Raw genomic sequence first — 18,086 nt, 5'->3', positions numbered from 1 at the left:
ACGGCGTCACCTCGCCCCGGGCCCGAACCGGCGCCGGTACGCCGACGGGGTGACGCCCCGGCCGCGGCGCATCAGCGCCCGCAGGTTGGCCGCGCTGCCCAGCCCGCTCAGCCGGGCGACCACCTCGAAGCGCGCCTCGCCCCGCTCGATCAGCCGGCAGGCCAGGGTGAGCCGTTCCCCGGTGAGCCACGCCAGCGGGGTCGTCCCCAGCTGGGTCCGGAAGCGGCGGTGCAGCGTCGCCGGGCTGACGGCCGCCCGGGCCGCGAGGTCCGCGACCGTGAGCGGCGCGTCGAGCCGCTCCTGCGCCCAGGCCAGCAGCGGGGCCAGGGCCAGCGCGTCCTCGGGCAGGTCGGGCACGGGTCGTTCGACGAACTGCCGCTGCCCGCCGTCGCGGTGCGCCGCGAAGACCAGGCGCCGGCTGACCGCGTTGGCGACCTCGGCGCCGTGGTCGCGGCGCACCAGGTGCAGGCCGAGGTCGAGCGCGGCCGCGCTGCCCGCGGCGGTGAGGATGTCGCCGTCGTCCACGAAGAGCACGTCCGGCTCGAGGCGGACGGCGGGGAAGCGGGCGCGGAAGGAGTCCGCCCACTGCCAGTGGGCGGTGGCCCGGCGCCCGTCCAGGACGCCCGCCTCGGCCAGGGTGAAGGCGCCGCTGCAGAAGCCGACCAGCCGCGCGCCGCGCGCGTGCGCCCGCCGGACGGCCGCCAGCACCGCGGGCCGGCGGGGCACCTCGACGTCGGGGCGGTTGGGGACGATCAGGGTGTCCGCCGCGTCGGCCGCCTCCAGGCCGGCGACCCCGGTGAGGGTGAAGAACCCGTCCCGCATCGCGACGGAGGGGTCGGGCGAGCAGAGCCGGAAGTCGTAGAGGTCGCGGCCGATCTCCGGGCGGCGCAGGCCGAAGACCTCGGTCGCGCAGCCGAGTTCGAACGGGTTGGAGTTCTCGTCCACGATCACGACCACCCGGTGCACGGGTGCCGCCTGGGTCCGCTGCGAGGATTCTTTCGCCATGTGCGATTCCTAGCACTCACGCGGCCGGCCCGGGGCGGCCCAGGATGGGGCCATGAGCAACCAGCCGATCCCCCTGGCCCGGGCCCTGGCCTCCTTCGACGCGCTGTGGAGCCCGCGCGTCGTCACCCGCGTCAACGACTACGACGTGCGGGTCGCCAAGGTCGAGGGCGACCACGTCTGGCACGTCCACGACGACACCGACGAGTTCTTCCTGGTGCTCGACGGGGAACTGCGGATCGCCCTGCGCGAGCCCGCGGGCGAGCGCACCGTCCGGCTGCCCCGGGGGTCGGTCTTCACCGTGCCCGCGGGGACGGAGCACCGGCCGTCCGCGCCGTCCGGCGCCGCGATCCTCCTGTTCGAGCCGACCGGGACGCCGAGCGTGGGCGACCGCCACGACCCGGTCCCCGCCCACGTGGACGTGACGACCGGCCACCCGCTCGACGTCTGAGCGGTCTGAGCGGCCTGAGCGCCCTGACCGGCCGGGCGGCCGCCCGGCCGGTCAGGGCCGGACGGCGCCGACGTACGGCATCACGTCGAGGTCGACGATCTGGACGTTCTTGCCGGTGCGCGGGGCGTGCAGCAACTTGCCGTTGCCGACGTAGATGCCGACGTGGTGCAGGTCGCCGTAGTAGAAGACCAGGTCGCCGGGCTGGAGGTCGGCGCGGGCCACGCGCTTGCCGGCGTTCCACTGGTCCTGGGTGACCCGGGGCAGGCTGACGCCGCCGGCCCGGTAGGCCATCTGGGTCAGGCCGGAGCAGTCGAAGGAGTTCGGGCCCTCGGCGCCCCACTGGTAGGGCTTGCCGATCTGGGCGTAGGCGTAGTCGAGGACCGCCTTGGCCTGGCCGGCGGCGGGCCCGGCGTACGCCTGCCCGCGGGCCGAGCCGCGGGACGCGGCGGGGGAGTCCTCGCCGAGGACCCGGGCCCGGTCGGCGGCCTTGAGGCCGGCCAGGATCCGGCTCGCCTCGTCGAGCTTCCGCTGGACCTCGGCCTTCTTGGCGGCGAGGGTGCCGCGGGCCTGCTCCAGCTCGGCGAGCTTGGCGGCGGTCTCGGCCCGCTCCTGGTCGATCGAGCGCTGCAGGCGCAGCGCGTCGCGCAGCGCGGCGGCCTGCCGGTCGCCCGCCAGCTCCTGGAGCCCGGCCTGCTCCAGGTACGCGTCGGGGGAGGCGCTGAGCATCAGCCGGACGCTCGGGTCGACGCCGCTGTTGCGGTACTGCTCGGCGGCGACCGCGCCCAGGGTCTCCTGGAACTCGACGATCCGCTGCTGCTGTCCGGCGAGCCGCTCCTGGAGCCGGCCGGCCTCGCCCTGGAGCTGCCTGGCGCGCTCGTCGACCTTGTTGTACTGCTCGGTGGCGGCCTCGGCCTGCTCGTACAGGCCGTCGACCTTGGCCTTCACCTGGTCGACGCTCGGCGCGGGCTCGGCGCCGGCGTGGGTGGCGGGCAGCAGGACGGCGGCTCCGGCGGCGGCGCCGAGCACGGCGGTCCTGGTGCGTCCGGCCGGTCGGGGGCGTCGGTGCGTTCCCATCGGCTGCGTTCTCTCCTCGGGTCGGGCGCGGGCCCCGCCGTCCGGGTGGACGTCCGGGCCGTCGCCGCCGGCACTCTCTACGAGACAACTTAGTAGTTAAGTAGAAGGACCGGCAAGCCACCCCCCACCCACTACGATGAGCCCGGGAACCACCAGGGAAGGGCGGGACGGACGGTGCGCGGACTCGGCGACCTGGAGGCGGAGATCATGGACCGCCTGTGGACCTGGGACCGCCCGGCCACCGTCCGCGAGATCGTCGACGACCTCAACCGCACCCGGCCGCTCGCCTACACCACCGTGATGACGGTCGCCGACATCCTGCACCGCAAGGGCCTGCTGCGCCGGGAGAAGTCCGGCCGGGCCTGGAGCTACCGGCCCGCCCGCACCCGCGAGGCGTACAGCGCCGCCCTGATGCGCGAGGTGCTCGGCGAGAGCCCCAACCCCGGCGGCGCGCTGGCGCACCTGGTCGAACAGCTCACCCCCGACGAACTCGCCGCGCTGCGCAGCGCCATCGACTCGGTGGACGCCGCGGACCGCGGCGCCCCCGGGGACGGCCGGCCCGGTGACGGCCCCCGGTGACGGCGGCCCTCGCCCTGCTCGGCTACGCGCTGCTGGTCGGCGTGCTCGCCCCGCTGCCGCTGGCCCGCGCCGGCTGGGCGCACCGCGCGCCCCGGTCGGCCGTCGCGCTCTGGCAGGCGCTCGCGCTGTCCTTCGTCACCGCGCTGGTGCTGGCCGCCCACCACCTCGCGGTGCCCGGCGGCCACCTGCACCTCGGCCTGGCCGGACTGCTGCACGTCTGCGGCGTCGACCACCCCGACGCGCTCGCGGCCGGCGGTGACCGGCGGCTGCTGCTGCCCGCCGCCGTCGCGCTCTGGCCGCTCGGCCGGCTCGCCGCCGCGCTGGCCCGCACCGCCCGGCAACGCCGCCGCCACCGCACCGTCCTCGACCTGGTCGCCGCCCGGGACACCGGCCTCGGCGCGCACGTCCTCGACCACGACACCCCCGCCGCGTACTGCCTGCCCGGCCGGCGCGCCCGGATCGTGCTCACCCGGGGCGCCGTGGAACTGCTCACCGACCGCCAGCTGGCCGCCGTCCTGGCCCACGAGCGGGCGCACGTGGCCGGCCGCCACCACCTGGCCCGGACCGCCGCGGACGCGTTCGCCGCCGCGTTCCCGTTCCTCCCGCTGGCCCGCCTCGCCGCCCGGGAGACCCCGGTGCTGCTGGAGATGGCCGCCGACGACCGGGCCGTCCGCCGCCACCCGCGCGCGGTGCTGGCCGCCGCCATGTACCGGGTCGCCGACGGCCAGGTCCCGCACGCCGCGTTCGCCGCAGGCGGCCCCGCCGCGCTGCTCCGGGTCCGCCGCCTGCTCGCCCCCGCCGCCGCCCCGCACCCCGCCCTGCGGGCCGCCGCCGCCCTCGCCTCGGCCGCCGCCCCGGTGCTGCCGCTGCTGGTCACCTGCGGACCGGTCCTGCCCTGACCGCGCGCGACCGCCCGCCCCGGACGGCCCCCGGGACGGGCGGTCGCGCGCGGACCTCAGGCCGGCGGCTGCGGCCTGATCATCGCGAACGGCGCGCCCTGCGGGTCGGCGACCACCGTCATCCGGCCCGCCATCATGTCGAACGGCGGCGCCAGCACCGTCCCGCCCCGCTTGACCAGGGCGTCCACCGTCGAGTCCACGTCGTCGACCGCGAAGTACGTCAGCCAGTGCGCCGGGGTGCCGGGCGGGTCGTTGGCCAGCAGGGTGACCCCGCCGACCGCCCGGCCGCCGACCCGCAGCTCCCAGTACGAGTCCGCGCCGTCCAGCGGCTCGATCTCGATGCCGAACGCCTCGCCGTAGAACGCGGTCGCGGCCGGCACGTCACTGGTGTGCAGCTCGTTCCAGGTCAGCGCGCCGGCCTCGTTGACCACCCGCGCGCCGAAGAACTCGCCGGGCTGCCACACGCCGAACACCGCGCCCTGCGGGTCCGCCGCGACCAGCATCCGGCCCAGGTCGCCGACGTCCATGGTCGGGACGAGCAGCGTGCCGCCGGCCCGGACGATCGCGTCCTGGGTGGCCTGCGCGTCGGTGCTCGCCAGGTAGCCGGTCCACACGGTCGGCGGCTCCGGCATGCCCTCGGGTGCCATCGCCGGGCCGATGCCGGCCACGGCCCGGCCGTCCAGCTCGCAGACCGCGTACCCGCCGAACTCGGCCGGGCCGGGCGCGCCCTGCCAGCCGAGCAGGTCGCGGTAGAAGTCCAGCGCCGCCTGCTGGTCCTTCGCCATCAGATCGACCCAGCACGGGGTGCCGGTCGCATACGGGGTGGTGACTTCGGGCATCTCACGCTCTTTCCGGTTCGGGACGTCCGGTGCGTCCCCCGCCAGCCACCCTCCCGGCCCGCCCCCGCTCCCGCCACCGGGACACCGCCCCGCCCCCGCCGCCGCCCGCCCCGCCGCCCGGGACCCGTCCCCCGTTCGGCGTCCCGGCCCCCGGCGAGCCCCGCCTCGGTGAGCCCCGGCCCGCCGGCCTCGCCCGTTCGGCCCGTCGTCGGGGCCCCGCGCCGCCGTCAGGCGCGGGTGAGGGCGATCAGGGCGATGTCGTCGGCCAGCTGGTGCGTCCAGTCGCGGACGTCCTCGGCGAGGTCGCCGACCAGGCGGCCCGGGTCGGTGGCGCGCAGGGCGGCGAGGCGTTCGCCCAGGGGGTAGAACTCGCCGGAGGAGTTGCGGGCCTCGCTGAGACCGTCCGTGTGGAGGAGCAGCGCCGAGCCGTCCGGCAGGGCCAGCGGGGTCGGGACGGGGGAGGTGCCGAGGCCGAGCGTGCCGAGGCCGAGCGGGAGCAGGGCCGGGACGGGGGTCGTCCGGACGCCGTCCGGGCCGACCCGCAGGGGGGCGAGGTGGCCGCAGTTGACCACGTCGACCTGCGCGCCGCCGTCCCGGTGCTGGAGCAGCAGCGCGGTCGCGAACAGCTCCTCGTCGCCGCGGGCCGCCGCCAGCCGGACCAGCTGCCGGTCGAGCCGGGCGGCCAGCTCGCCCAGGTCGGCGGTCTCGTGCGCCTGCGAGCGGAAGCAGCCCAGCAGCTCGGTGACGGTCTGCACGGCCTGCAGCCCCTTGCCCCGGACGTCCCCGATCAGCACCCGCGTCCCGTGCGGGGTGCGCACCGCCTCGAAGAAGTCGCCGCCGACGCCGGTGCCCGCCGTCGCCGGCTGGTAGTGCCCGACCAGCCGCAGCTCGCCGAGCCGTCCCGGGATCGGGTGCAGCACGGCCTGCTGGAGGGCGACCTCGTTCGCCCGGACGCGGGCCAGCCGCTCCGACTGCTGGCGCCGGCTCCACGCCACCAGGCCCATCACCGCGCCCACCGCCAGCGCGGCCACCGCCGCTCCCGGACGGTCCGCGACCCGTCCGCCCGCCAGCGCGACCAGCAGCAGGTGCTGTGCCCCGGCCGCGCCCGCCACCGTCAGCGACACCACCGGGCGGCCCAGCAGCATCGCCACCAGCGCGACCGCGCCGCAGGACACCCACAGCACCGTCTCCAGCTCCCGGTGGCCGGCCTCGCCGGTCAGCAGCGAGGTGCTGCCCGGCACGGCCTGCGCCAGCACCCCGCCGAACAGGATCGACGCCGGGTACAGCGCCGACGCCGCCGCCCGCCGCTGCCGGGGCAGCGCCGCCAGGAAACCGGCCAGGTACGGGATCTGCGCGACGACCAGGCCGAAGCCCACCAGCACCGAGACCGCGCCCGCCACCAGCGCCGCCTGCCCGGCGCCGGCCGGCAGGAAGTGCAGCGCGGCCAGGCCCACCGCGGCCAGCGGCAGGCCCAGGGAGGAGCTGGTCAGCGGGGTCAGCCGCCAGTGCCGGGCCACCAGCCCGGCCGCCAGCATGCCCAGCCCGTACCCCGACATCGCCAGGGTCACGTGCGCGATCGTCACGCCGCGCTGCAGCAGCAGCACCGGGACGGTCGCGGTCAGTCCGAGCTGGGCGAAGCCCAGCGTCGCGCCCGCCGCCACCGCCCCGCCCGCCGCGCGGGCCGGCACCCCCGGCACCGGCGGGCCCGGCCGCCGCGCCAGCCGCACCGTCCGCACCCGGCAGGCCGCGAGCAGCAGCACCGCCGCGCCCAGCAGCGCCCCCACCAGCGGGTCCGACCAGTCGCGCAGCGGGCCCAGCTCCAGGCCCGCCACGCCGAGCAGCGCCGCGAGCGCCACCCCCGGGCCGCACACCGGGGTCACCGGGGCCGACGAGCGCGGCAGGCGGTCGCGCGGCAGCAGCCGCAGCGCGGCCAGCAGCAGCAGGCCGGCCGCCGCCGGGAGCACCGACTCGCCGATCCGCCAGCCGGCCACGGTGTCGATCCGCACCGCGACGTTCGCGCCCAGCACGAACGCCGTCGCGACCCCCGCGATCGCGCCGCCCACCACCCGGGTGATCCGTCCCGGCAGGTTCAGCACCGGCACGGACGCCAGGGCGGCGATCAGCACCCCGGCGGAGCCGGCGTCCTCCACCGTCCGCCCGAGCAGGTACGCCCAGGGGCGCTGCGCCGAGACCGTGACCGCCCCGCCCGCCACCATCACCCCCAGCGCCCACCGCAGCACCCGCGGCCACCCCCACAGGTCCACCGCCCGCCCGGCCAGCAGGAACGCCGCCAGCATCGCCAGCGCCGACCCCAACTGCGAGGCGACCGTCGCCCCCCGCCCCAGCCCGAACTCCACGACGGCCCCCGCGGCCGTGGCGCCGCGCAGCAGCGGCAGCAGCACGCACAGCGAGGCGGCCGCCACGAGCAGCAGCCGGACGGCGCGCCGGGGGGTGCCGCTCACGGAGGTCTCCTTCGGCAGGTCGGTGGGAAGCAACGCTCTCAGAGACCCGGAGCGACCAGAAGGGAAGAAGGTCACATAAGTCATATTTATCGCTTACCGGGCATCTGCCAAGCATCGGCCCCCGCGACCCGTCCGGCGCTCCGGCGGTGGCAGGATTCCCGAGCACGCACAGCACGCACAGCACGCACAGCACGCACAGCACGCACAGCACGCACAGCACGGACAGCACGGACGAGGAACCGGAGGGCCCGTGAACGGTCAGGACGCACCCGCACCCGCACCCGCGGCCGGATTCGGCGTCTTCGCGCTGGAGGCCGACTGGCCCCGGTCGCGGCAGGTCATGGGGCACGGGCACGACCGGGTCACCGGCGACGTCCACGTGCACCTGTGGTTCGGCTCCCCGACCTTCGACGCGGAGGCCGAGCACGTCACGGTCCTGAGCGCCTCGCCGGGCAGCCCCGAGGTCGCGGAGAGCCTGGAACGGGACCTCGACCTCTACCTCGGCCTGGGCGAGGACCTCCCGGGCGGCCTGCCGGCCCCCGAGCCGGTCACGGTCACCGTGGACGGGACGCCCCTGGCGTTCGCGTGCTGGCGCGAGGCCGACGGGCCCCACTGGGTGGCGCGGGGGTCCCACGGCGGCACCGAGCTGGTGCTCTCCGGCTCGGCCGGTCCCGGCGGGCTCAGGCTGGCCCGGGTGGCCGACCTGGCCGCGTTCACCAACCCGTTCGCGGCCGCCATGGCGGACTTCCCGGTGGCCGGGAGCTGATCCCCCCGTGCGGCGGCCGGGCCCCGGCCGTCCACCCGCCCGGCACCCGTCCACGGGGTGGAATGCGCGGCGGCCGGGCCAGCGCGTCGCTAGCGTGCGAGGGCCGTTGACCGAACGTCACCCCGGAGGGCCGCGCCTTGATGCTCACGACCGATTCCCACCCCGCCGTGCTGGCCGCGATCGCCGGGGAGTGCGCGGCGCTCGGCTTCGCGATGTCCTGCGACACCACCACCGGGCGGCTGCTGCGCACGCTCGCGGCGGCCCGGCCCGGCGGCCGGGTGCTGGAGCTGGGCACGGGCGCCGGAGCGGGGACGAGCTGGCTGCTGAGCGGGATGGACGCGGCGGCCCGGCTGACCAGCGTGGAGCTGGACGCGGAGGTCGCGGCGGTCGCGGCCGCCCGGCTGGGCGCGGACCCGCGGCTGGAGCTGGTGGTGGGCGACGGCGCGGAGCTGATCGACGCGCTGGAGCCGGGCGGCTTCGACCTGGTCTTCGCGGACACCTGGCCGGGCAAGTTCCACCACCTCGACCAGGCGCTGGCCCTGCTCGCCCCGGGCGGCGCCTACCTGGTCGACGACCTGCTGCCGCAGCCGACCTGGCCGGACGACCACGCCGGGGCCGTCACCGCGCTGGTCGAGCGGCTGACCGGCCACCCCGACCTGCACGCCACCTACCTGGACTGCTCGACCGGCCTGCTGCTGGCGACCCGCCGCCCGTGACGTAGGCCGTTGGGGCGGCCACGGGCGTGGGGCCGGTGCGGGCGGGCCGGCCGGCCCTACGGTGGCCGCCATGTGGCAGGACATGTTCGACGCGGGGATCTCGTACGGCGAGAAGGCGGTCCGCACGGTGCTGGTCTACCTGGCGCTGCTGGTCCTGCTGCGGCTGATCGGCAAGCGCGGCCCGGCGCAGCTGAACACCTTCGACCTGGTGGTGATGCTGTTGCTGTCGAACGTGGTGCAGAACGCGGTGATCGGGAACGACGACTCGGTCTCCGGCGGCCTGTTCGGCGCGGTGGTGCTGCTGCTCGCGGACTGGGTGCTGGTGCGGCAGGCGGCCCGCCGGGACTGGTTCAACCGGCTGCTGAACGGGACGCCGACGGTGCTGGCCCGGGACGGGGCGTACGACCGGCGGACGATCGCGCGGCAGGGGATCCGGACGGCGGACCTGGACGTGGCGGTCCGGCAGCAGGGCGGCGACGCGGTCGAGGAGACCGCGCTGATCGTGCTGGAGCCGGGCGGGACGCTGCTGGTGGAGCTGAAGGGCGGCGACCAGGTCGCGGACAAGGCCGACGTGGCGGCGATCCGGGCCGCGCTGGCCGCGATCGAGGCCCGGCTGCCCGCCGCCGAGTGAGCGGTTCGCACCGGTTCGGGAGGAGCGTCGCGTGGCCGCCGGGGCGCTGCTCCGGTTCCACCGGGCGGACGTCACCGGCCTGATCCACCTGTACGTCCCGGGCGTCTTCACCTCCTTCGCGCTCTCCCGGATCGGCGTGGTCCGGCACTGGAACCGCGCGCTCGCCGCCGAGAGCGACCCGGCGGTGCGCACCGCCGGCCGGCCGGGCGGCCAAGCGGAGAAGGCGGGGGCGTGAACAGTGGGTGAACTCCCGGCGTACGACGGCGTGTCGGGGGACTGACGCAGCGTCAGGCCGCGCGGCCCGCCGACCCCCGCAACCTGCCGCGCAGCGGCGCGAGCTGACGGCCCGTCGGCCCGCACCGCCCGCCCGCGCCCCCGCGCCGGGCCGCCCCGGCCGTCCCCGCCTCCGGCTCCGCGCCCGCCCCGGCCGGTAAACTTGCCCAGGTTGTCGCGCTTTCGACGCCTTCGGTTGACCGCCGGGGAACCCAGGACGAGGACCGTTGCAGCCATGATCACCGCCCCCGCCACCGCGCTGTTCCGGGCCCAGGACGCACCCGCTCCGCGCACCCTGGTCGACCTGCTGGCGGCCACCGCCGCCGCCCACCCGCAGGAGCCGGCGCTGGACGACGGGCGCGAGACGCTGAGCTACGTCGCGCTGCTCGCCGAGGTCGAGCGGGTCCGCCGCCACCTCGCCAGGGCCGGCGTCGGCCTCGGCGACCGGGTCGGCGTCCGGGTCCCGTCCGGCGGCAACCAGCTGTACGTGGCGATCCTGGCGGTGCTCGCCGCGGGCGCCGCGTACGTGCCCGTCGACTTCGAGGACCCGGACGAGCGGGCCGAGCTGGTCTTCGGCGAGGCCGACGTCAACGCCGTGATCGGCGCCGAGTACGCCCTCGACCGGGTCAAGCCGTCCGGCCACGACGCCCGGGAGCCCGGCCCGGAGCACGACGCCTGGATCATCTTCACCTCCGGCTCCACCGGCAAGCCCAAGGGCGTCGCCGTCACCCACCGCAGCGCCGCCGCCTTCGTCGACGCCGAGGCCGCGATGTTCCTGCGGGACGAGCCGATCGGCCCCGGGGACCGGGTGATGGCCGGGCTGTCGGTGGCCTTCGACGCCTCCTGCGAGGAGATGTGGCTGGCCTGGCGGCACGGCGCCTGCCTGGTGCCCGTCCCGCGCGCGCAGGTCCGCTCCGGCGCCGACCTCGGCCCGTGGCTGGCCGAGCAGGAGATCACCGTGATCTCCACCGTCCCGACGCTGGCCGCGCTCTGGCCCGCCGAGGCGCTGGACGAGGTCCGGCTGCTGATCTTCGGCGGCGAGGCCTGCCCGCCCGAACTCGCCGAACGCCTGGTCACCGAGGGCCGCGAGGTGTGGAACACCTACGGCCCCACCGAGGCCACCGTGGTCGCCTGCGGCGCCCTGCTGACCGGCCGGGCCCCGATCCGGATCGGCCTGCCGCTGGACGGCTGGGAGCTCGCCGTCGTCGACGGGGCCGGCGAGCCCGTCCCGATGGGCGGCAGCGGCCAGCTGGTGATCGGCGGCGTCGGCCTGGCCCGCTACCTCGACCCGGCCAAGGACGCCGAGAAGTACGCCCCGCTGGAGTCCCTCGGCTGGGAGCGCGCCTACCGCTCCGGCGACCTGGTCCGCGCCGAACCCGAGGGCCTGGTCTTCCTCGGCCGCGCCGACGAGCAGATCAAGCTCGGCGGTCGCCGGATCGAACTGGGGGAGGTGGACGCCGCGCTGCAGGCGCTGCCCGCCGTCTCCGGCGCGGCCGCCGCCGTCCGCACCGCCCGCGGCGGCAACCAGCTGCTGGTCGGCTACCTGGTCGCCCAGGACGGCTTCGACCGGGACGCCGCCGTCACCCGGCTGCGCGCCGAGCTGCCCGCCGCGCTCGTCCCGCTGCTCGCCACCGTCGACCACCTGCCCACCCGCACCTCCGGCAAGGTCGACCGGGACGCGCTGCCCTGGCCGCTGCCCGAACTGGAGGGCACCGGCCCCGCCGAGCAGCTGTACGGCACCGAGGCCTGGCTCGCCGAGCAGTGGGAGCGGATCCTCGGCGCCCCGGTGCGCGGCGCCGACGACGACTTCTTCGCGATCGGCGGCGGCTCGCTTGCCGCGGCGCAGCTCACCACCCTGCTGCGCGCCCGCTACCCGGCCGCCTCCGTCCTCGACATCTACCAGCAGCCCACCCTGCGCAAGCTCGCCCGGCTGCTGGAGAGGTCCGCCCAGGCCGAGGGCCCGGCCCGCGAGGTCACCCCGACCCCGCGCCGCGCCCAAGCCCTGCAACTGCTGCTCACCCTGCCGCTGGCCACCCTCACCGGCCTGCGCTGGAGCCTCGCCCTCGGCGTCCTCGGCACCCTGCTGAACCTGCTCGGCGACTACCCGTGGGCCCCCACCGCGCCCTGGTGGCTGCTGGCCGCCGGCGCCGTGCTGCTGTACTCCGCGCCCGGCCGCCTCGCCCTCGCCGCCGGCGGCGCCCGGCTGCTGCTGCGCGGCGTCGGCCCCGGCAGCCACCCGCGCGGCGGCTCCGTCCACCTGCGGCTGTGGACCGCCGAACGGCTCGCCGAGGCCACCGGCGCCACCGCGCTCTCCGGCTCCTGGCTGATCCGCTACGCCCGCGCGCTCGGCTGCCGGGTCGCCCCCGACGTCGACCTGCACGCCCTGCCGCCCGTCACCGGCCTGCTCCGGCTCGGCAAGGGCTGCGCCGTCGAGAACGAGGTCGACCTGTCCGGGTACTGGCTGGACGGCGACCGGCTGGAGATCGGCGCGCTGCGGATCGGCGCCGGCGCCGTGGTCGGCACCCGCTCGACCCTGCTGCCCGGCGCCAAGATCGGCAAGCGGGCCGAGATCGCCCCCGGCTCCGGCGTCACCGGCTCCGTCCCCACCGGCCAGCGCTGGGCCGGCGCCCCCGCCGTCAAGACCGGCAAGGCCGAACGCGGCTGGCCCAAGCAGCGCCCCCCGCGCACCCCGCGCTGGGCCGCCGTCTACGGCGCCACCGGCTTCGCCCTCACCCTGCTGCCGCTGCTCGCCGCGCTGCCCGCGCTGCTGGTCGCCGGGCGGTTCGTCCACCCGGGCGACGACCTGGCGGCGGCCCTGCGCGGCGCCCTGCTCGCCCTCGTCCCGGCCACCCTCGCCTACGGGCTGGCCTACGCCGCTCTGGTGCTGGCCGGCGTCCGCCTGCTCTCGCTCGGCCTGCGCACCGGCTACCACCCGCTGCACGGCCGCACCGGCTGGCAGGCCTGGACGGTCAGCCAGCTGATGGACCTGGCCCGCGAGACGCTGTTCCCGCTGTACGCCGGACTGATCACCCCGGTGTGGCTGCGGCTGCTCGGCATGCGGGTCGGCAAGGGCGCCGAGGTCTCCACCGTGCTCGCGCTGCCCAGCCTGACCAAGGTCGGCGACGGCGCGTTCCTCGCCGACGACACCCTGATCGCCCCGTACGAGCTCGGCGGCGGCTGGGTGCGGATCGGACGGGCCGAGATCGGCGAGCGGGCCTTCCTCGGCAACTCCGGGATGACCGCGCCCGGCCGGGCCGTGCCCGACGGCGGCCTGGTCGGGGTGCTCTCCGCGACCCCGAAGAAGGCCAAGCGCGGCAGCTCCTACCTGGGCATGCCGCCGGTCAGGCTGCCCCGGGCCGCCGACACCGCCGACCTCGCCCTCACCTACGAGCCGCCCGCCCGGCTGCGCTGGGCCCGCGGCCTGACCGAACTGGCCCGGATCGTCCCGGTGTTCGCCTCCGCCGGCCTGGCCGTGCTCACCGCCGCCGCGCTCTGCGCGCTCGGACGGCCGCTGCTCTCCGGCCCGGTGCTGCTCGGCGCCGGCCTGCTGGCCTGCCTGGTCTCGGCCGCCGCCAAGTGGCTGCTGGTCGGCCGGTTCCGGGCGGTCGAGCACCCGCTGTGGTCCGGCTTCGTGTGGCGCAACGAGCTCGCCGACACCTTCACCGAGGTGCTCGCCGTGCCCTGGCTGGTCGGCCGCACCGCCGGCACCCCGCTGATGAACCTGTGGCTGCGCGCCCTCGGCGCGAAGATCGGCCGCGGCGTGTGGTGCGAGAGCTACTGGCTGCCCGAGGCCGACCTGGTCACCCTCGGCGACGGCGTCAGCGTCAACCGCGGCAGCGTGCTGCAGACCCACCTCTTCCACGACCGGATCATGAGGCTGGATACTGTGGAGCTCCGCGCGGGCGCCACCCTCGGCCCGGGCGGGATCGTGCTGCCCGGCAGCACCGTCGGCGAGCGCGCCACCCTCGGCCCGGCCTCCCTGGTGATGCGCGCCGAGACGGTGCCCGCCGACACCCGCTGGCTCGGCAACCCGATCGAAGCCTGGCAGACCCCGTGACCACCCCCGCGCCAGGAGGAACCCCACCGGTGAGCCCCAAGCAGGCCCCCGTCGCCGACCCGTACTTCCCCCGGCACGGGGACCCGCGCTACCGGGCGCACCGGTACGAGATCGCCCTCGACTACCGGCCCGGGCCCAACCGGCTGGCCGCCTCCGCCCGGATCGCCGCCATCGCCGGACCCGAACCGCTGCGCGAGTTCACCCTCGACCTCGCCGACTTCCGGATCGGCAAGGTGCTGGTCGACGGCAGGCCCGCGCACTACGCCCACCGGGACGGCAAGCTCCGGGTCAAGCCCGCCAAGGCCCCCGCCGCCGGCGCCGTCTTCACCTGCGAGGTGCACTGGTCCGGCAACCCGCGCCCGGTCCGCAGCCCCTGGGGCGGCCTCGGCTTCGAGGAGATCACCGACGGCGCGCTGGTCGCCTCCCAGCCCACCGGCGCCCCGTCCTGGTTCCCCTGCAACGACCGCCCCGCCGACAAGGCCGCCTACCAGCTGACCGTCACCACCGCCACGCCCTACGCCGTGGTCACCGGCGGCCGGCTGCTCAGCCGCACCACCCGCTCCTCCGCCACCACCTGGGTGTACGAGCAGCCCGCGCCCACCGCCAGCTACCTGGTCGGCCTGGCGATCGCCCCGCTGCGCCAGGTGCCGCTGGCCGAGCGGGCCCCCGGCACCGTCCCGCAGAGCGGCTGGGTGCCGCAGCCGCTGGCCGCCCGGTTCGAGCACGACTTCGCCCGGCAGCCGCAGATGATGCGCCTGTTCGAGGAGCTGTTCGGCCCGTACCCGTTCGACGGGTACACCGTCGCCGTGGTCGACGAGGACCTGGACGTCCCGGTCGAGGCGCAGGGCATGGCCACCTTCGGCCGCAACCACGTCGACGGGCGGCGCGGCTGGGAGCGGCTGGTCGCGCACGAGCTCGCCCACCAGTGGTTCGGCAACAGCGTCACCATCGCCGACTGGCGGCACATCTGGCTCAACGAGGGCCTCGCCAAGTACGCCGAGTGGCTGTGGTCCGAGCGCACCGGCGGCCCCACCGCCCAGCGCAGGGCCGCCGACGCCCACCGGCAGCTGCGCGCGCTGCCGCAGGACCTGGCGATCGGCGACCCCGGCAAGCGGCACATGTTCGACGACCGGGTCTACGAGCGCGGCGGCCTGACCGTGCACGCGGTGCGCTGCGCCCTCGGCGACGGCGAGTTCTTCCGGCTGCTGCGCGACTGGGCCACCGCCTACCGGCACGCCGTCGTCACCACCGCCGACTTCGCCGCGCACGCCGCCCGCTACACCGACCGCCCGCTCGGCCCGCTGCTCGACGCCTGGCTGCACCGGGGCGCGCTGCCCGACCTGCCCGTCCCGGAGCCCGCCGCGGCACCCCGGCCTGGTGTACTGGGGGGTACGGGCCGCGAGGCCGTCCGTCGCTTCCTGAAGGATCGAGGAACATGAGCACGCACTACGACGTGGTCGTCCTGGGCGCCGGCCCCGGCGGCTACACCGCCGCCGTCCGCTCCGCCCAGCTCGGCCTGCGCACCGCCGTCGTCGAGTCCACGTACTGGGGCGGCGTCTGCCTGAACGTCGGCTGCATTCCCTCGAAGGCCCTGCTGCGCAACGCCGAGCTCGCGCACACCGTCCTCAACGAGGCCGAGCTGTACGGGATCCGGGTCGACGGCAAGGTGTCCTTCGACTACGGCAAGGCGTTCAGCCGCTCCCGGCAGGTCGCCGACGGCCGGGTCAAGGGCGTCCACTACCTGATGAAGAAGAACGGCATCACCGAGTACGACGGCCGGGGCACCTTCGTCGACGACCACACCCTGCAGATCGCGCTGAACGGCGGCGGCTTCGAGGTCGTCACCTTCGACCACTGCGTCATCGCGGCGGGCGCCACCACCCGGCTGCTGCCCGGCACCTCGCTCAGCGAGCGGGTCGTCACCTACGAGGAGCAGATCCTCAGCGAGGACCTGCCGGAGTCGATCGTCATCGCGGGCGCCGGCGCGATCGGCGTCGAGTTCGCGTACGTGCTGCACAACTACGGCGTCAAGGTCACCATCGTCGAGTTCCTGGACCGGATGGTGCCGCTGGAGGACGCCGACGTCTCCGCCGAACTCGCCAAGCAGTACCGCAAGCTGGGCATCCAGGTGCTCACCTCCACCCGGGTCGACGCCATCGACGACTCCGACCCGAACAAGCCGGTGAAGGTCACCGTCACCCGGGACGGCAAGCAGGAGGTGCTGGAGGCCGACAAGGTCCTGCAGGCGATCGGCTTCGTGCCGAGGGTGCACGGCTACGGCCTGGAGGTCACCGGCGTGCAGCTCACCGAGCGCGGCGCGATCGCGGTCGACGGGCGCGGCCGCACCAGCGTCGAGCACATCTTCGCGATCGGCGACGTCACCGCGAAGCTGATGCTCGCGCACGCCGCCGAGGCGATGGCCGTGATCGCCGCCGAGACCATCGCCGGGGCGGAGACGATGGAGATCGACTTCGTGATGGTCCCGCGCGCCACCTACTGCCAGCCGCAGGTCGCCAGCTTCGGCTACACCGAGGCGCAGGCCCGGGAGCAGGGCTACGCGGTCAAGGTCGCCAAGTTCCCGTTCACCGCGAACGGCAAGGCGCACGGCATCGGGCACCCGGTCGGCTTCGTCAAGGTGATCAGCGACGAGACGCACGGCGAACTGCTCGGCGCCCACCTGATCGGCCCCGAGGTCACCGAGCTGCTGCCCGAGCTGACCCTGGCCCAGCAGTGGGACCTGACCGTGCACGAGGTCGGCCGCAACGTGCACGCCCACCCGACGCTGGGCGAGGCCGTCAAGGAGGCCGTCCACGGCCTGGCCGGTCACATGATCAACATGTAGGACCGCGTCCGGCTCCGCCGTCCGGGTGAGCGCCCGCCGCCCCGGTGCCTCCCGCCGGTACGGGGGCGCGCCGGGGCGGGTACGTCTTCCGGCCCCGACGCCGTGAGGAGCCCCCGATGGACGCCCCCGCCCCCTACCTGACGGTCGACGAGCGCGCCGAGGTCGGCCGCGCCGCCCGCCGGCGGGCCCCCCGCTCCACCGCCGGGCACTGGCGCCCCGCCGCCGACCGGCCCGACCCGGTCGCGGTGCTGCGCGCCCAGGCCGCCGACCGGCTGCCCGACCTGGTGCCGATCCGCACCGGCCGGATGGCCGCGTCCCCGTTCGCCTTCCTGCGCGGCGCCGCCGCCGTGATGGCCGGCGACCTCGCCGGCGCGCCCGACAGCGGCCTGACCGTCCAGCTCTGCGGCGACGCCCACCTGGTCAACTTCGGGCTGTTCGCCTCGCCCGAACGCGCCCTGCTGTTCGACCTGAACGACTTCGACGAGACGCTGCCCGGCCCGTTCGAGTGGGACGTCCAGCGCCTCGCCGCCAGCCTCGCCGTCGCCGCCCGGGAGAACGGCGAGGGCCCCGAGGAGGCCCACCGGGTCGTGCTGGAGGCCGTCCGGGCCTACCGCGAGCACGTCCGCGCACTCGCCGCGCTCGGCGAACTCCCGGTCTGGTACCGGCGGATCGACGCCGACGACCTGCTCGCCGACCTCAGGGGCCGGCCCCGCAGGCAGGTCGAGGCCAGCCTCACCGCCGCCCGCCGCCGCGACAGCCTGCAGGCCGCCGGCAAGCTCACCGAGACCACCGCGGACGGCCGCCGCCGCTTCAAGGACCAACCCCCGCTGATCGAGCACGTCGGCTTCGACACCGACGAGGTGCACGGCATGCTCGCCGACTACCGGGCCACCCTCCCCGAGGAGCGCGGCCGGCTGCTCGACCGCTACCGGTACGTCGACACCGCCCGCAAGGTGGTCGGCGTCGGCAGCGTCGGCACCCGCTGCTTCGTCGTCCTGCTCCAGGGTCGGGACGCCGACGACCCGCTGGTGCTCCAGGTCAAGGAGGCCCAGGCGTCCGTCCTGGAGCCCTACGCCGGACCCGGCCGGTACGCCCACCACGGGCAGCGGGTGGTCGCCGGGCAGCGGCTCACCCAGGCCGCCGGCGACATCTTCCTCGGCTGGATGACCGGCCCGGCCGGCCGGCACTTCTACTGGCGCCAGCTGCGCGACATGAAGGGCTCCGCCGAGGTCGGCGAGATGACCACCCGCGGCCTGCGCGCCTACGCCGCGCTCTGCGGCGCCGCCCTGGCCCGCGCCCACGCCCGCTCCGGCGACCGGATCGCGATCGCCGCCTACCTCGGCCGCGGCGACACCTTCGACCGCGCGATCGCCGCCTTCGCCCACCACTACGCCGAGCTCAACGCCGCCGACCACGCCCGGCTCACCGCGGCCGTCGCCGCCGGCGAGGTGCAGGCCGAGAACGCCTGAGCCGCCCCCGGTTTGCGCTCCGCCCG

At 76.4% G+C, this 18,086-nt stretch carries 15 protein-coding genes; 11 read left to right on the top strand and 4 right to left on the bottom strand.

The window, feature by feature from the left end; all coding sequences use genetic code 11:
- Positions 1-6 precede the first annotated feature (6 nt).
- On the bottom strand, positions 7-1,005 hold the full coding sequence (locus ACZ3J7_RS01280) for a GlxA family transcriptional regulator (protein ID WP_465615577.1): 999 nt from the start codon (positions 1,003-1,005) through the stop codon (positions 7-9).
- Positions 1,006-1,057: 52 nt separating this feature from the next.
- On the opposite strand from ACZ3J7_RS01280, the gene ACZ3J7_RS01275 reads away from it, so the two are divergent.
- Complete coding sequence (locus ACZ3J7_RS01275) at positions 1,058-1,453, top strand: cupin domain-containing protein (RefSeq protein ID WP_465615575.1); 396 nt, start codon at positions 1,058-1,060, stop codon at positions 1,451-1,453.
- Positions 1,454-1,504: 51 nt separating this feature from the next.
- Here ACZ3J7_RS01275 and ACZ3J7_RS01270 read toward each other — a convergent pair whose 3' ends face one another.
- A complete protein-coding gene (locus ACZ3J7_RS01270; RefSeq protein ID WP_465615574.1) occupies positions 1,505-2,527 on the bottom strand; it encodes a C40 family peptidase in 1,023 nt (340 codons plus the stop codon).
- 174 nt (positions 2,528-2,701) lie between these two features.
- Here ACZ3J7_RS01270 and ACZ3J7_RS01265 point away from each other — a divergent pair, with 174 nt between their 5' ends.
- Both ACZ3J7_RS01265 and ACZ3J7_RS01260 read left to right on the top strand, forming a co-directional pair.
- Positions 2,702-3,106, top strand: a complete 405-nt coding sequence (locus ACZ3J7_RS01265) for a BlaI/MecI/CopY family transcriptional regulator (RefSeq protein ID WP_465615572.1) — start codon at positions 2,702-2,704, stop codon at positions 3,104-3,106.
- Positions 3,103-4,005, top strand: coding sequence for a M56 family metallopeptidase (locus tag ACZ3J7_RS01260; RefSeq protein ID WP_465615570.1), 903 nt, complete (start codon positions 3,103-3,105; stop codon positions 4,003-4,005). Before ACZ3J7_RS01265 ends, ACZ3J7_RS01260 begins: the two co-directional genes overlap by 4 nt.
- A gap of 56 nt (positions 4,006-4,061) precedes the next feature.
- Here ACZ3J7_RS01260 and ACZ3J7_RS01255 read toward each other — a convergent pair whose 3' ends face one another.
- Together ACZ3J7_RS01255 and ACZ3J7_RS01250 are read right to left on the bottom strand one after the other, a co-directional pair.
- Positions 4,062-4,844 (bottom strand): VOC family protein, encoded by a 783-nt coding sequence (locus ACZ3J7_RS01255; protein WP_465615568.1) that lies wholly within the window; start codon positions 4,842-4,844, stop codon positions 4,062-4,064.
- 227 nt (positions 4,845-5,071) lie between these two features.
- The gene (locus tag ACZ3J7_RS01250; RefSeq protein ID WP_465615566.1) at positions 5,072-7,306 is read right to left on the bottom strand and encodes a SpoIIE family protein phosphatase; all 2,235 of its coding nucleotides are present in this window, start codon (positions 7,304-7,306) and stop codon (positions 5,072-5,074) included.
- 250 nt (positions 7,307-7,556) lie between these two features.
- Here ACZ3J7_RS01250 and ACZ3J7_RS01245 point away from each other — a divergent pair, with 250 nt between their 5' ends.
- From ACZ3J7_RS01245 to ACZ3J7_RS01210, 8 genes are all read left to right on the top strand, one after another.
- On the top strand, positions 7,557-8,072 hold the full coding sequence (locus tag ACZ3J7_RS01245) for a hypothetical protein (RefSeq protein WP_465615564.1): 516 nt from the start codon (positions 7,557-7,559) through the stop codon (positions 8,070-8,072).
- 140 nt (positions 8,073-8,212) lie between these two features.
- Entirely contained in the window at positions 8,213-8,788 is a 576-nt protein-coding gene (locus ACZ3J7_RS01240; RefSeq protein ID WP_465615562.1) for an O-methyltransferase, read from the top strand.
- 70 nt (positions 8,789-8,858) lie between these two features.
- Positions 8,859-9,419 (top strand): DUF421 domain-containing protein, encoded by a 561-nt coding sequence (locus ACZ3J7_RS01235; RefSeq protein ID WP_465615560.1) that lies wholly within the window; start codon positions 8,859-8,861, stop codon positions 9,417-9,419.
- Positions 9,420-9,450: 31 nt separating this feature from the next.
- A complete protein-coding gene (locus ACZ3J7_RS01230; protein WP_465615558.1) occupies positions 9,451-9,654 on the top strand; it encodes a hypothetical protein in 204 nt (67 codons plus the stop codon).
- A 273-nt stretch (positions 9,655-9,927) separates the two neighbouring features.
- On the top strand, positions 9,928-13,749 hold the full coding sequence (locus ACZ3J7_RS01225; protein ID WP_465615556.1) for a Pls/PosA family non-ribosomal peptide synthetase: 3,822 nt from the start codon (positions 9,928-9,930) through the stop codon (positions 13,747-13,749).
- Positions 13,750-13,778: 29 nt separating this feature from the next.
- Positions 13,779-15,188, top strand: a complete 1,410-nt coding sequence (locus tag ACZ3J7_RS01220) for a M1 family metallopeptidase (RefSeq protein WP_465615554.1) — start codon at positions 13,779-13,781, stop codon at positions 15,186-15,188.
- Positions 15,185-16,591, top strand: coding sequence for a dihydrolipoyl dehydrogenase (lpdA, locus tag ACZ3J7_RS01215; RefSeq protein ID WP_465615552.1), 1,407 nt, complete (start codon positions 15,185-15,187; stop codon positions 16,589-16,591). Before ACZ3J7_RS01220 ends, lpdA begins: the two co-directional genes overlap by 4 nt.
- Positions 16,592-16,707: 116 nt before the next feature.
- On the top strand, positions 16,708-18,060 hold the full coding sequence (locus ACZ3J7_RS01210; protein ID WP_465615550.1) for a DUF2252 domain-containing protein: 1,353 nt from the start codon (positions 16,708-16,710) through the stop codon (positions 18,058-18,060).
- Positions 18,061-18,086 lie beyond the last annotated feature (26 nt).

It is taken from the genome of Kitasatospora sp. NPDC015121 (genome assembly GCF_055562955.1).
Note: the sequence above shows the minus strand (reverse complement) of the source record. Positions and strands in the feature narration are given on the sequence as shown.

Coding starts and splice junctions, on each gene's coding strand:
- ACZ3J7_RS01275 (WP_465615575.1), top strand. CDS start 1,058: ATGAGCAACCAGCCGATCCCCCTGGCCCGGGCCCTGGCCTCCTTCGAC.
- ACZ3J7_RS01210 (WP_465615550.1), top strand. CDS start 16,708: ATGGACGCCCCCGCCCCCTACCTGACGGTCGACGAGCGCGCCGAGGTC.
- lpdA (WP_465615552.1), top strand. CDS start 15,185: ATGAGCACGCACTACGACGTGGTCGTCCTGGGCGCCGGCCCCGGCGGC.
- ACZ3J7_RS01280 (WP_465615577.1), bottom strand. CDS start 1,005: ATGGCGAAAGAATCCTCGCAGCGGACCCAGGCGGCACCCGTGCACCGG.
- ACZ3J7_RS01225 (WP_465615556.1), top strand. CDS start 9,928: ATGATCACCGCCCCCGCCACCGCGCTGTTCCGGGCCCAGGACGCACCC.
- ACZ3J7_RS01255 (WP_465615568.1), bottom strand. CDS start 4,844: ATGCCCGAAGTCACCACCCCGTATGCGACCGGCACCCCGTGCTGGGTC.
- ACZ3J7_RS01240 (WP_465615562.1), top strand. CDS start 8,213: ATGCTCACGACCGATTCCCACCCCGCCGTGCTGGCCGCGATCGCCGGG.
- ACZ3J7_RS01235 (WP_465615560.1), top strand. CDS start 8,859: ATGTGGCAGGACATGTTCGACGCGGGGATCTCGTACGGCGAGAAGGCG.
- ACZ3J7_RS01270 (WP_465615574.1), bottom strand. CDS start 2,527: ATGGGAACGCACCGACGCCCCCGACCGGCCGGACGCACCAGGACCGCC.